The following is a 13,681-nucleotide window of genomic DNA, read 5'->3' as shown; positions in this document are numbered from 1 at the left end:
GGCCGGCCACATCAAAGAGCACGCTGCGTCGCGCTCGTACACTCCCCGCGGGTGGCTGCTGTGCGACACATCACACCGACGGTGCTCCTCCCGGTGAAGGGCTTCGAGCACGCCAAGGAGCGGCTGGCAGAGCGGCTCAGCGAGGCCGAGCGGTGGGATCTGGCCCGCACCATGGCCGAGCGAGTGGTTCGCGCCGCAGGACCGTTGCCGACCTGGATCGTCTGCGACAACGACGAGGTGGCCCAGTGGGCGCAAGATGTCGGCGTCGGCGTGTTGCGCGTGGACGCCAAAGGACTCAACCCGTCTGTCACCGAGGCCACACAGCGACTTCTGGGAAGACGCGGCGCCGCCGGTGGTGACGCCGCCGCACCCACCCATGTGGTGATCGCACACGCCGACCTGCCCCGAGCCGAGACGTTGGACGGGCTGGCCGAGGCCGGCACCGTCACCATCGTTCCCGACCGACACCTCGACGGCACGAACGTGCTCAGCCTGCCGCTGGGCACAGGGTTCGAATTCCACTACGGCCCCGGCTCGTTCGCGGCCCACTGCGAGGAGGCCCTGCGTCGCGGCTTGGACCTGCGGGTGTGCAGGGTGCCGGCGCTCGAATGGGACATCGACACACCAGACGATCTCGACGCCCTCAACCGGCTCGATGCCGCCGCCGACCGAACGGGCCGCAATGGCTGACTCTCGAGAATTCAGCGTGGATCTGCCAACTCCGGCCTCGGCTCTGGTGATCGCTGCACATCCCGACGATGCCGAATTCGACTGTGGCGCCACGCTCGCCAAATGGGCCGCGGCCGGCGCCGTTGTGCACCACTTCATCTGCACCGACGGCTCCAAAGGCACCTGGGATCCCGACTGCGATCAAGCCGCCCTAGTCCGTACCCGCCAGCAGGAGCAGCGTGCCGCCGCGGCTGCGCTCGGCGCCACCGGCGAGGTGCGCTTCGGCGGACACGTCGACGGCGAACTCGCCAGCGACGGGGCGACCCGTGCGCAAGTCGCCCGAGTTATCCGCGAGCTGCGACCCGCGGTGGTGCTCGGCCATGATCCGTGGAAGCGATACCGGCTGCACCCCGACCACCGACATGGCGGACACCTTGTCGTCGAGGGCGTCGTGGCCGCCCGCGATCCGTTCTTCTTCCCCGAGCAGGGACTGCCACCCCACCGGCCCGACGAGCTGCTGTTGTTCGAGGCTGACGAACCCGACCACGCAGAGAACGTCGACGGCTGGACGGCGACGAAGACCGCCGCACTGATGTGCCATCACAGCCAGTTCGTCACCACGCACAACATCGCCGATCCCGACGACCCCGAACAAGTGCAGCGTTTCGCCGATTGGGTCGACGCCGTGGCGGCGGCCAGCGGCGAGCCGGCCGGGCTTGCATCGGCCGAGCTGTTCAAGCGCATCAGCGACCTCTGAGCCAGCGCCTGCTCCCTCGACGGAAGCCGATCGCCGACGTCAGGACAGCGAGGCGTCGATCTCGGTGTCGTCCCAGAAGCCAGGCAGCGGGCGATCCGCCACACCTGTGGCGTAGTGCCGGAGCCTGCTCGCCGCGGCGTCATCAAACATCTCGACCGCATCGAAGATCGTCCACGCACCCAGCATCCGCAGCGCACGGTCGCCCTCGCCGGCCGCGCGAGGCAGGTGCGGCGTCAGCAGCAGCAGCTTCGCGTCCGGATCGGCCGCTGCGAGCACCGACGCTCGACCGAGTGCCTTCCACAACGTGTCGGCCCGCAGCAGTCCCGGGCGCACGGTCGTGAATGCGCCAGCCACGTCGGCCCACCACTCGCTTCCAGCCTGATCAGCAAGCAGGAAACTGAACTGCACTCCCCCGCCGCGCACCTTGGCCGGACTGCGCAGAATTTCGAAACCGCAGTGCTCCAGCAGATCCGCAGCGATGTCATGCGCTTTGCGCCCGGCCTCGACGGCATGCCGCACAAAGCTGTCCGCAGTCATCGCATCAGCAATCGCACCTGCCGATGTGCTCGAATCGGAGGTCGACACGCTCGTGTCGAACAGTGGTGGCTGCTCGGCAGGACGCTGGCGTTGCTTCCACGCCACATGAGCACTCGCAACACGGGAGCGCGCCAAGTCCACGTAGTCGGGATCGAGGTCGTAGCCGACTGCCATCCGGCCGCACAACACGCCAGCCACCAGCGTCGTGCCCGAGCCCATGAACGGATCCAGCACCAAGTCGCCTTCGTAGGTGTAGAGATCGATCAGACGGCGCGGCAGCTCCAGCGGGAACGGAGCAGGATGCCGCACTCGCTGTGCACTCTCGGGCCCCATGTCCCACACGTCGAGCGTGGCTTCCATGAATTCGTCCGTGGACAGGCTGCTTCGGCACGGCAGCCCTTCGGCTTCACGCTGGGACGCCGACCGCGCTCGGTCGAAGCGCCCCTTGCTCGCCACGATGATGCGCTCGGTGGTATCGCGCAGCGTCGGATTCGACGGGCTGCGGAACGACCCCCACGCACACGACCCGCTCGACCCCTTGCTCTTCTGCCACACGATCTCGCCGCGCAACAGCAGGCCCAGCTCTTCGAAGATGCGCGCCACGTCCCCCGAAAGGCTGCGATACGGCTTGCGCCCCAGATTCGTTACGTTCACCGCGATGCGCCCACCCGGCTCCAGCACCCGCACGCACTCGGCGAACACCTCCCGCAGCATGTCGAGGTAGTCGAAGTAACTCGTCGGGATGCGGTCGTCAGTCCCGGCAGCCAGCGCGTCCTCGTACGCCTTGCCGACGAAGTACGGCGGCGAAGTGACCACCAACGCCACGCAGGCATCTGGAAGAACAGCCATCTGCCGGGCGTCGGCGCAAATGCAACCGTCGCCCAAGCGTTCGCTCAAACCGCGATCAAACTCGGGTCCCCGCGCCACTGTGTCGTCATCAGACAACACTGGCGGAGTGAACCGCGCGTAAAACGCCGAAGCGTCGTGCCCTTCGCGCCGGGAAGCACCAAATCGCGACGTCACAGTCCGGCGAGCAGACGGCGTGAGGACGCGCGTTCCGCCCAATGCCTCCCGAGGAGTCATTTCTCACAAGGTACCGGAACAAACGCGCGCCCACCAAGAGCGCTCGTCAAACAGGCGACAAGGGGTGGGTGGCACCGAACGGGGCCCCCGCAGCCGCAGCTTGCGAGGACTGCGGGGTGTTCGGTGACAGGACCCACCCCGGACAGCCACCGCGCAGCGTCACTCAGGCGTCGTGCAAGACCACCCGCACGCGCTTGTTTCCCCTCCCCTTCGACTCCGTCTTGGTGATCTCGAATCGCCCCACCGCGCCCGTCGAAGCCACATGCGTGCCACCGTCAGCTTGGCGATCCAGCCCCACGATGTCCACCACCCGGATGTCGGTCACCGACTCGGGAATCAGGTTCACCTTCGTGCGGATCAGCTCGGGATCAGCCAGCGCCGCCGCTCGACCGAGAAAACTGACTTCGATCGGACGGTCAGCCGCGATCTCGGCGTTCACCAGATCGGTGACACCAGCGGCAAACCCTTCGGGCAGCGGACTGAACTCGAAGTCCATGCGGGCGCTCAGCGGCTCCATGTTCCCGCCGGTCACCAGCACACCCCACTCGTTCCAGATGACCCCGCACAGGATGTGCAGCGCCGTGTGGGTCCGCATCAGCCGCAAGCGTCGGCCCCAGTCGATCGTGCCCGTGACGGGCTGCCCGTTCGTCGGCGGCTCGACGCCATCGTCAAATGCGAGGCTGTGCCACACGAGGTCGCCCTGCTTGCGCACCTCGACCACCTGCCATTCGTTGCCCGATGAGTCCGCGAGCGTGCCGACGTCGTGCGGCTGCCCTCCGCCGGTGGCGTAGAAGACCGTCCGGTCCAGTGCCACCGCTCCGTCGTCACGCACCGCGACGACGGTCGCTTCGGCGGTGGTCTGATAGGCGTCTCGCAAGTAGAGCTGATCGGTCTGCATTGCAGCAGAAGATACGTTCTTCAGGCCGCCGAACCGCACGACCGTTACGGTGACGCCGTGCGTGTCGTGACCTGGAATCTGTGGTGGCGCTTCGGCGACAACTGGCGCGCCCGCCACGACGCCATCATCGCCACGCTCGAAGCTCTGGAACCCGACATCGTGTGCTGCCAGGAAGTCTGGGCCGAACGAGACGGCGAGAACCAAGCCGACGTCGTCGCGAGCGCACTCGCCATGGAGGTCGCGCACCATCCGCGCTTTGGCCGCCGCGGGCTGTCGTTCGGAAACGCCATTTTCAGCCGCACGCCGATCCTGAGCTCGAACTCGCATTCGCTGGCCGTCGGCGACCAGTCCGGTCATCGCAGCGCTGTCGTGGCGCGCATCGCTCACCCCGATTCACAGGTGGGCGAGGTGCCTGTCATCTGCACGCACCTCGAGCACCGGTTCCCGCTGAGCGAAGTCCGCCAAGGACAAGTGCGGACGCTGTGTGAGTTGGCTGCCGCCGAACACGACCCTGACGGCTTCCCGGTCGTCCTCGCCGGCGACTTCAACGCGATCCCCAGCTCCGACGAGATCCGGCTGCTGACCGGCGAGCGGCCGCCGCCGGTTCCCGATCTCGTCTTCAACGACGCCTGGACGCAAGCCGGCGACGGCCCGGGCCATACGTGGTGCGGCACCAATCCCTACCTCACCCAGGCGATGTGGCCGAACCGCCGCATCGACTACGTCTTCGTCTCGGCTCCCCGGCCGGTTCCGCTCGGCAACGTGAAGGCAATACAGATCATCGGCACCGAGCCCGTCGACGGCGTCGTTGCTTCCGACCACTACGGCCTGGCGGTCGACCTCGTCGACTGAGGCTGGAGCACTGGTTCAAGCCCAGCTCTACGACGTGTAGAGCTCCAGGACCGAGGTTGCCGCGCTGGGGCCCGCTTCGGCGAGCCCTGGGGGCAGATCGGCCGCGTTGACGATGCGGGTCTGCGCTCCGAGGCGCAGCAGCATCTGCTGGAGAACCCGGACGCTGCGAATGGCGTAGGTGACGGTGCACCGGCCGCCGTCGGGGCGAACCGAACGTGACGGGTACGCCTCGACACGCCACAGGTCGTCCTGGGGAATCGACAGCACGACGTCGGTGGCGCCATCGGCTTCCGCGTGTGCCACAAACCCGGCGTTCGGCGCCTCGGGCGGGCGACCATGGACCTCGCCGGTGTCGGTGCACTCCTCGATGCGATCCGCCCGGAACGACCGAAGATCGGTGCGGAGATGGCACCAGCCGCGCACGTACCAGTGCCCGTCATGGAGCGCGACCGCCAGTGGGTCCACTCGCCGCTGCGACCCCTCGTCAGCGTTGGGCGTGTAATAGCGGATACGCACCGTCGTGCCCGCAGCGAGCGCCGCATTGAGCACATCGAGGCACCGGGGGCGTTCCAGCTCGATCGAGACGCGGACGCGCTCGCCGTAGGCCGCGCTCAGCTTGTCGAGTGCGGTCGCCAACGCGCCGCTGCGGTCGGCGCCGCGCAGCGAGAGCGCCGATTGCCCAGCCACGAGGATGCCGAATGCTTGGGGCACCGACAGATTCAGCGCCCGATCCAGCATCGCACCAGGCTCGACATGCACCCAGGCCTCGCCATGGGCGGCCCCGCCTTGGGGACGACCGCCTGGCTCGCCGTTCAGGTCCTCGCTGCCGAACACGACAATGCCCAAGTTGTCGTGCATGCCGGCGCCGACCACCTCATAGCACATCGCCGCGGCCAGCAGGTCGTACACCGCAGAAGCGCTCATCTCGAACCGTTCAGCGATCTCGGCGATGGTGGCACCGCCGCGTTCGACCACCCAGGGAACAATGGCCAGCAGGCGTTGCACCTTGGTCGAGGTACTGACGCCGCTCACGATGGTTCCCCGCCTGCGAGTGCGGACAACCAGTCGACGATGTCGCTCACCAGCTCGGGCGGCTCGAGCACCACCGCATGACGGCCCATGTCCAGCAGCCACGTGCGAAACGCCGTGCGATTGCGGACGGCGATTTCCAGCGTCACTGATCCGTCGTCGTCACGTGCGACGATCTCGCCCCGTTCCGCAGTCGGCTGCTGGGCCACGACGTTGTCGATGCGCACCCGGGCAACGAAGTCGTCGCCGACATCGATCTGCATGGGATCGGACGGCAGCAGGCCCGCAACGTCGATGTCGGCGCGCTCGGTGAACGCGCCTGGCTCGCCGACGGTGACACCGCCTTCCATGCGATCTACCCGGAACGTCTTGGCGACGTCGCCTTCGAGCGCCGCCAGATACCAGTGCGGCGACCTGCCCAGCAGGCCCAGCGGCGACACCTTCCGGTCACGGCCCGAATACCGGAATCGGACTTCGGCCCGGTCGGCCGCAGCGGCAGCCAACGTCGGCAACAGTGCCCGGGCTTGCGCATCTGCCGCTGACGCGGTGTCGAGCTCGACGCCCGCAGACGCGCTCGAAGCGGCGACCGCGTGGGCTACGGCACCGTCAGCTGCGTTGGTCAGCTTGGCGACCGCCTCCAGATCCCAGGTCTCGCCGATGTCGACGTGTGCGGCTGCGAACTGCAGCGCGACTTGCTCTTCGGGCGTCAAGCTCAGATCGGGCAGGAAGTAGTCGCGGCGGCGGATCGTGTACGACGTGGCGCCGTCGTGCTCCATGGACTCGGTGATGCGCACGCCCAGATTGCGAATCACCGCCTTGTCCCGTTCGAACGTGGCACGGGCGCTCTGGCGCAACAGGCGATCTGCGGTGCCGTCCGGTGCGTAGAGGCCGGTGTCGCGCCAGATTTCTGCGCGGGTCTTGGGCACATCTCGCGCCAGCAGGTACATCATCAGTTCCATGACGCGTTCGGTCGCGTCCGGTCGCTGCGCACCCGAGCCAGCTGCCACGGTTGGAGTGTAGGAGCGACGTCAGCGGCGTCCGGGAAGGTTTCCTGCGGCCGCCTGCGCGTCGCTCAGTGCCGCCCACACCCGCTCGGGGGTCAGGGGGAAGCTGTCCATCCACACGCCGGTCGCTTCGGCCAGCGCTGCCGCCACGGCAGGCGCATACGGGATCACCCCCATCTCGGCCATGCCGCGGGCCCCGAACGGCCCGAGCGGGTCGGCAAGTTCGAGCACCACGCTCTGCGTCGTCACCGGGATGTCACCGATTCCGGGAATCAGGTAGGTGCTGAAGCGGGGGTTGAGCAGCCGGCCATCCTTGGCGCGCAGGTGCTCGCTGAGCACATGGCCGTGCGCCTGGGCCACGGCGCCCTCGATCTGGCCGACCACGAAACGGGGGTTGATGGCCCGTCCCACATCGTTGGCGGTGATCACCCGATCGATGCGGATGTGGCCGGTGTCGATGTCGACCGTCAACTCGACATGCTGCGCGACATAGCCGTAGGTGAAGTTGGGAGTGCCCTCGCCGGTCTCGGGGTCCAGTTCGGTCGTCGGCGGCGGGATGAAGCGAAAATGCCCGATCGCCGGCCGATCCCCCTCGCGCCACGCCTTCTCGGCTTCCTCGGCTGCCCCCAGGATCGAATTGCCGGCCATCCAGGTCATGCGCGACGCGGAAGCCGAGCCCGAGTCTCCCGACGTTCCGGTGTCGCTGAATCGCCCCACCACCGACGCCGGGTCCACACCGGTCGCCTCGGCAGCCATCTGCAGGAAGGCGGTGTGCGCGCCCTGACCCACGTCTGCGCCGGCGTGCGCGAGCTCGGCCCCCGAGGGTGTGTCGTCACCGGGCTCGCCGTGCAGGACGATCGTGGCCTCGCAGCGCTCGGGGAAGCCGAGGGAGAACCCGACGTTCTTGAACGCGCAGGCGAAGCCCCGCCCGCGCCGCAACGACGACGGTCGCGCGGGCAGCGAACCGAACGGGCTGAACAGCTCTGCGCCGTCGGCGTCAGAATCGCCGTCGGGGTCGGCGTCGCTGGGGCTCGCCGGCAAAGCTGCGGCGTGGGCGCACGCCTCGATCACCTCGGGCATGGTCACGCCCGCTGGCATCGGCGTGTGGGCAATGCTCGGCGAGCCCTCCCGCAGGGTGTTGATGCGGCGGATGTCGATGGGATCCATGCCCAGCGCTTCGGCCAGCTTGTTCACCTGGCATTCAACGGCAAAGGCAGCCTGCGGCGCGCCGAAGCCCCGAAATGCGCCGCCCGGCGTGGCGTTGGTGTACACGACGTGTGTGTCGATGGCAGCGTTCGCCAGCTCGTACGGCCCGCCGAGGCCGAGGTGCAGGTTTCCCATCACCTTGTTCGAGGTGTAGTTGTAGGCCCCCGCGTCGAGCCACGCCTCCGCCTGCACTGCGGTGATCTTGCCGTTGCGATCGGCTCCCCAGCGCGCCCAGATACGCCCCCGGTGGCGTTTGTGGTGGCCGACGATCGACTCCTCGCGCGACCACTGCATCGCCACGGTCCGCTCGATGCCTCGCTCGGCGAGGCGGTACGCCCCAAGCGCCAGGATGATCTGCAGCGACATGTCCTCCCGGCCGCCGAACGCGCCGCCGATGGCCGGATATCGCACCCGAATTCGTTCTTTCCGCAGCGCCAGTGCGTGCGCGATCTGTTCGCGGTCCTCATGCACCCACTGCCCGGCGATCTCGACGTTGACGGTGCCGTCGGCGTCAATCCACGACGTGCCTGCTTCAGGCTGAAGAAATGCGTGCTCCTGGTACGGCACTTCGTACGTCGCTTCGACAGTGACCGCAGCCGCAGCCCAGCCCGTTTCGAGGTCGCCCTTACGGGTGCGCATCGACTCGTACAGATTCGATCCGATTCCCTCGTAGCCGTGCACGAGCGGTGCGTCGGCCGCGAGCGCCGCATCGAGATCTGCAACGACACCCAGCGGCTCCCACTCGGCTTCGATGAGGCTCGCGGCGGCCCGGGCCTGGGTGAGGTTCTCGGCGATGACGAGCGCCAGGTGGTCGGCCTCCCAGCGCGACACATCGCACGGGACCGAGCTGGCTCCGCTGTGTGAGAGACCGACGAAGACTGGCTGGTCGAACTTCGTCAGCCCGTATTCGTTGCACGGAACATCGGCGGCGCCGAGCACGGCGACGACACCCGGCGAGCGCTCGGCCGCTCCGAGATCCAGGTGCGTCAGCCTCGCGTGCGGCTGATCGGTGAACACCACGAACGCCCAGAGCGCGTCTGCGGGAATCCGGTCCGCCGGATAGCCGGCGGTGCCCGCAACCTTCGCAGGGCCGTCAGCTCGCGGAGGTGACGCTCCGAGTCCGCCCGAGGCTTGATCGGGCATCTCCAGCTCGATCGCTGCGCCCGGTGACCCGGGCGGCGCCCCCATGGCACCCCTCATGGCGCCTCCTGTGGCGCCTCATTGGCACTGGCCGCCGCCGCAGCCACCGAGACTGCCTCGATGATCGAGCAGTAACCGGTGCAGCGGCAAAGATTCCCGGACAGGCCGATCTGGATCTGGGACGGTGTCGGTTCATCCACCTCGTCGAGCAGCGCGGCCGCGCTGACCACGAAGCCCGGTGTGCAGAACCCGCACTGAGCGCCACCGGTATCCACCATCGCCTGCTGGAACGGATGCAGATTGCCGTCAGGCGACGCAATCCCCTCCACCGTGGTGATGCTGGCCCCAGCCGCACGGCCTGCGGGCACTAGGCACGAGAAGACGGCCGCGCCGTCGAGGTGCACAGTGCATGCGCCGCATTCTCCTTCGGCACAGCCCTCCTTGGTACCCGTCAGCGCGAGGTCGTCGCGCAGCCAGTCCATCAATGTCTTGCCCGACGCACCTGCGGCACTGCGGCTGAGCCCGTTGACCGTCGCGGTGATGACGTCGGCCGGCTCGGAAATCGTGACTCGCACCGGCGGCGGGGCGTGCTCACCACCCATGGTCACCATCAGCCTCGGTGGCCGGAGGGGCCAACGCTGCGCCTGCGTGCCGTTCGCAAGTGCGGCGATGGCACGCTCGACCACGACGCCGACAGTGTGCGATCGGTACTCGGCGCTGCCGCGGATGTCGTCGATCGGTGTCGCCGTCCGTCTCGCTGCGTCGACAATGTCCGCCGACGCCTCGGCCAGATCTCGACCGCGGGCTGCGTCGGCAGCCTCGGGCACGGTCACGATGGTCGCCGCGACGCTGCCGAGCGCGACGACGAGGTCGGCCGTCGTCCCATCCGCCGCCACGTCGACGACGACCGCGGCGTGCACAACAGAAATCGCTTGCGCCCGTCGAAGGCCCAGCTTGACGAACACACCCCGCCGGTCCGCGATGGCGTCGGCCCGCGGCCCATCGAGAGCGTCGAAGGACACCGATGTGACGATCTCGTCAGGCTCGAGGACTGTCTGGCGGAATCCGGCAATGAAGTCCTCGATCCGCACTGCGCGTTCGCCCCGTGCCGATGCGATCGTCACATCGGCGGCGAGGGCCACCAGCGCGGAGATGGTGTCGTTGGCGGGACTGGCCGTGACGATGTTGCCGACCACTGTCGCCCGGTTTCGCAGCGGCGGCGAGCCCACTTCCAAGCAGGCCTGCGCGAGCGGCAAGCCGGCCGCCAGCATCGGAGCCGACTCGATGACATCGGCGTGCGTGACGAGCGGACCGATCGTCACTCGGCCATTGTCGTAGGTGATCTGATCGAACCCATGGAGCCCTGAGAGATCCACCAGCACGTCGACGCCGGTGCGGACCCCACGAGCGATCTCCAGCATCAGATCCGTGCCGCCTGCGATCAGGCGTGCGGCAGCACCGTGGGTCGCCAGCAGATCCATGGCTTCGTCGAGGCTGTCGGGTGCGATGTAGCGATGTGGGAGCGCAGCAGCTCGCTGTACCGCATGAAGCTGAAACATGGCGTCTACAAGGGTGTCAGATGCGCAGCCCGCAAGCGACCCCTTCAGCCGAGCTCGTGGCGTTGCAGCTTTCCGAGGGCATTTCGGGGAAGCGCCGCTCTCCGGTGCGTGCGGCGGGGCCGCTTGTAGAACGCCAGGCGCTCACCCACGAAGTCCTTCAGCTCGTCGTCGTCGAAGTCTCGCTCGGCAACCACGTACGCAACCACCACCTCGCCCCACTCGGGGTCGGGCTCTCCTCCAACCGCGCACTCGGTGACGTCCGGGTGCTCGGCGATGACTTCCTCGACCTCGCGGGGGTACACGTTGAAGCCACCGCTGATGATGAGCTCCTTTGCGCGCCCGACGATCCGCAGGTAGCCGTCCGCATCGAGGCTGCCCAAGTCGCCAGTGCGGAACCAGCCGTCTTCGAAGGACTCGGCGTTCGCCTCGGGCCGCTCCCAGTACCCGCCGAACACGTTCGGTCCACGCACCAGGATCTCTCGCGCCGACGCCGACGGCTGGGTGGAGACCCCCGTCTCGTCACTCGCCTGCCGCTCGGATTCGCTGCGGTCGAGTCGCAGTTCGACGCCTGGCAATGGAATCCCCACCGTGCCCGCTCGACGTTGCCCATCGTGCGGGTTCGACACCAGCATCACAGTCTCGGTCATTCCGTAGCGCTCGACGACGTGCTGCGCGCTGGCGCGGCGAACTGCGTCGTGCAGCTCTGCTGGCATCGGCGCCGAGCCCGACACACACAGCCGCAACGCCGACAGCTCCGCTGCCCGCGACGAGGCGACGAGACGCGAATACATGGTCGGCACCCCGAAGAACAGCGTCGCATCGTGAGCATCGATGGCGTCGAAGACGGTATCGGGCTCGAACTCGGGAATCAGCACTGCTCGGGCGCCGACGGTGAGCGTTCCATGGAGCCCGACACCGAGGCCGTGCATGTGGAAAAGCGGCAACGCCAACACCAGCACGTCGTCGGGCGTCCACCGCCACGCCAGCTCCAGCGCTCGCACCGAGGCCAGCAGATTGGCGTGGCTCAGCACCGCCCCTTTGGGCTGCCCTGTCGTGCCCGAGGTGTACCCGATCAGTGCGGGATCGCTGCCTCGGCGCTGCGCGCACTGCGCCAGGAGTCCGTCGTCGGGCGCTGTGGCTGCACCCACCCGCAGACCTGCGGCATCAAAGGCGGCCACCATCACCGACGAATCGGCGTCATGGATCCACTGCGACCACTCCTGCGGCACGCCAGCGCCCACAGAGCCCTCGATGAGCGCAGCGCGTGGACGACAGTCCGCGACCACGCCTTCCACCTCGGAGGCTCGATAGGCGCCATTGAGCGGGACGACGACTGCGCCCATGGCCAGCAGCGCCGCGTGCGCTGCGACGAGACGCGCCGAACTCGGCCCGCTCATGAGCACCCGATCACCGGGCTCGACGCCGCCAGCCGCCAGCCGTGCAGCGATCTCTTGGGAACGTTTCAGCAGCTGCGCGCCGTCGAGCCAGCCTTCGTGCGGATCGCAGATCACGGTGCGTTGCGGGTCGGTCGTCCAGCGATTCAGCCACACCGCCGGCAAGGTCTCGCCGGCAGCCAGATCAACATCGGCAGCGCTGTGCCGGGACGGCAGATGGCGGTGCCAATCCGATGACGATTCGGCCGTGCGCTCGGTCGACATCAGAGGCGATCAGCGGCAGCGCTGTGTCGGCAAACGCTCGACATCGTTCATAGGACCGTTCTATCTCCGGACTCATCGAGGCGTCGACCGGTGTAGCCGACGAGCGAGGAACTCGCCACGGGACTGCTGGCCAACCCTCGGCTCGACAGCCAGCGGTAGGCCTTGACTGCTTCGGGCAGCGGCCGGCCCGCTTCGCGTTCGAGCACCAGCCCGTATGCGTCGAGCGCGTTGAGCAAGGTCCGGGCTTGGTTCTCTTGCACCTCAAGACCCGTGAGCCGCCGCAGGCGCAGGTGCGCGTGCCCTTCTTCGACCACGATCGGGCGGATCCGCAACCGGGTTCCGTCGGCAGATCGCACGATGGAGAGTTCTTCCACATCGAAGCCCAACTCATTGAGCCGCTCGATTCGCGCGTTGATCCGCCAGCGCTCATCTGAGGACACAACGTCCTCGCGGGTGAGCTCGGTCCACAGCCGCCGGTACCGATCGACGAGCTCCCCAGCGACCTCGAGGAGATCAATTCGGTCTTCGAGCAGTCCGCCGCTGATGGCGTCGTACAGGCCTCCCGCAATGTTCTCAACGCCCATTTCCAGGTCGTGTTCGCGCCGCGCGTCGCTCAGCTGTGGCTGGCACTCGGCCGTCTCCGCGTCAACGAGATACGCCATGAGTGCGCCGGCGTCGCGCCGGAACAGCAAGTTGGCGAGCGAGATGTCGCCCCAGAAGATGCCTTCGAGATGAAGCCGCGACAGCAGCACCACCGCGGCATCGAGCAGACGATCGCGCAGCAGGGCCGCCGATGTCGTGCGAAACACGTGTTGGTAGGGCAGCGAGTAGTCCAAGTAGCGCGTCACCAGCACAGCGTCGAGATCGGTGCCGTCGCTGGCGCGCCGACCGGTCACGACGCCCACCGCCCGCACCGCCGGCAGCCGCTCGTCCTCGAGGTGACGCAACACCCGGTACTCGTGCTGCGCCAGGCTGTACTGAGTCTCCTTGAGCGCGTACACCCGCTCGTCGTAACCGACCATGCGAACGACGTGGCGGCTTCGCCCTCGGCGGACCTGAACGAGCCGATCTGTGAGATCGTCCCAGTCCTTCAGGGGCCGATCCCACGCCAGGTCCAAGAAGTCGGGATGTCGCTGCCGGGTGACCACCGACAAGTCCACGACTACCCTCCGAACAAATGCACCCCCAACGGGATTCGAACCCGTGCCGCCACCTTGAGAGGGTGGTGTCCTTGGCCGCTAGACGATGGGGGCAACGGCGGCGTGTCGTGCCGCTGAGCGAGCGGCCAG

Annotated in this window: 11 protein-coding genes and 1 tRNA gene; 3 read left to right on the top strand and 9 right to left on the bottom strand. The window is 67.8% G+C overall.

Annotation, left to right across the window (positions count from 1 at the left end):
• The first annotated feature begins 51 nt into the window (after positions 1–51).
• Together cofC and ACQY5K_RS16880 are read left to right on the top strand one after the other, a co-directional pair.
• Positions 52–690 (top strand): 2-phospho-L-lactate guanylyltransferase, encoded by a 639-nt coding sequence (gene cofC / locus ACQY5K_RS16885; protein WP_428117690.1) that lies wholly within the window; start codon positions 52–54, stop codon positions 688–690.
• Positions 683–1,426, top strand: coding sequence for a PIG-L deacetylase family protein (locus ACQY5K_RS16880; protein ID WP_428117687.1), 744 nt, complete (start codon positions 683–685; stop codon positions 1,424–1,426). The genes cofC and ACQY5K_RS16880 overlap by 8 nt, the downstream gene beginning before the upstream one ends.
• A gap of 39 nt (positions 1,427–1,465) precedes the next feature.
• Here the strand turns inward: ACQY5K_RS16880 and ACQY5K_RS16875 are convergent, their stop codons facing one another.
• Together ACQY5K_RS16875 and ACQY5K_RS16870 are read right to left on the bottom strand one after the other, a co-directional pair.
• A complete protein-coding gene (locus ACQY5K_RS16875; protein WP_428117685.1) occupies positions 1,466–2,812 on the bottom strand; it encodes a DNA-methyltransferase in 1,347 nt (448 codons plus the stop codon).
• A 397-nt stretch (positions 2,813–3,209) separates the two neighbouring features.
• Positions 3,210–3,944 (bottom strand): alanyl-tRNA editing protein, encoded by a 735-nt coding sequence (locus ACQY5K_RS16870; RefSeq protein ID WP_428117683.1) that lies wholly within the window; start codon positions 3,942–3,944, stop codon positions 3,210–3,212.
• A gap of 57 nt (positions 3,945–4,001) precedes the next feature.
• Between ACQY5K_RS16870 and ACQY5K_RS16865 the strand changes: the two genes are divergently transcribed.
• Positions 4,002–4,796 (top strand): endonuclease/exonuclease/phosphatase family protein, encoded by a 795-nt coding sequence (locus ACQY5K_RS16865; protein WP_428117681.1) that lies wholly within the window; start codon positions 4,002–4,004, stop codon positions 4,794–4,796.
• Between the two features lie 27 nt (positions 4,797–4,823).
• On the opposite strand, the gene ACQY5K_RS16860 is transcribed toward ACQY5K_RS16865, so the two are convergent.
• The 7 genes from ACQY5K_RS16860 to ACQY5K_RS16830 all read right to left on the bottom strand — a co-directional run bounded on the left by ACQY5K_RS16860 (position 4,824) and on the right by ACQY5K_RS16830 (position 13,645).
• On the bottom strand, positions 4,824–5,828 hold the full coding sequence (locus ACQY5K_RS16860) for a helix-turn-helix transcriptional regulator (RefSeq protein WP_428117679.1): 1,005 nt from the start codon (positions 5,826–5,828) through the stop codon (positions 4,824–4,826).
• Complete coding sequence (locus ACQY5K_RS16855; protein WP_428117677.1) at positions 5,825–6,832, bottom strand: helix-turn-helix transcriptional regulator; 1,008 nt, start codon at positions 6,830–6,832, stop codon at positions 5,825–5,827. Before ACQY5K_RS16855 ends, ACQY5K_RS16860 begins: the two co-directional genes overlap by 4 nt.
• 21 nt (positions 6,833–6,853) lie before the next feature.
• Positions 6,854–9,235, bottom strand: coding sequence for a xanthine dehydrogenase family protein molybdopterin-binding subunit (locus ACQY5K_RS16850; protein WP_428117675.1), 2,382 nt, complete (start codon positions 9,233–9,235; stop codon positions 6,854–6,856).
• Positions 9,232–10,734: an FAD binding domain-containing protein gene (locus tag ACQY5K_RS16845; protein WP_428117672.1), complete on the bottom strand. Its 1,503-nt coding sequence runs from the start codon at positions 10,732–10,734 to the stop codon at positions 9,232–9,234. Before ACQY5K_RS16845 ends, ACQY5K_RS16850 begins: the two co-directional genes overlap by 4 nt.
• A 44-nt stretch (positions 10,735–10,778) precedes the next feature.
• A complete protein-coding gene (locus ACQY5K_RS16840; protein WP_428117670.1) occupies positions 10,779–12,392 on the bottom strand; it encodes a class I adenylate-forming enzyme family protein in 1,614 nt (537 codons plus the stop codon).
• 47 nt (positions 12,393–12,439) lie between these two features.
• Positions 12,440–13,552 carry a DUF4032 domain-containing protein gene (locus tag ACQY5K_RS16835; protein ID WP_428117667.1) on the bottom strand — a complete coding sequence of 371 codons (1,113 nt, stop codon included), beginning with the start codon at positions 13,550–13,552 and terminating at the stop codon, positions 12,440–12,442.
• A gap of 20 nt (positions 13,553–13,572) precedes the next feature.
• Positions 13,573–13,645: transfer RNA gene (locus ACQY5K_RS16830), tRNA-Glu, on the bottom strand.
• Positions 13,646–13,681: the final 36 nt, after the last annotated feature.

Origin of the sequence: Candidatus Poriferisodalis sp., assembly GCF_965262965.1 — a bacterium.
In the GTDB taxonomy this organism is placed as follows: domain Bacteria; phylum Actinomycetota; class Acidimicrobiia; order Acidimicrobiales; family Poriferisodalaceae; genus Poriferisodalis.
The sequence above is the reverse complement of the archived record's forward strand: the minus strand, read 5'-3'. Positions and strand labels throughout refer to the sequence as shown.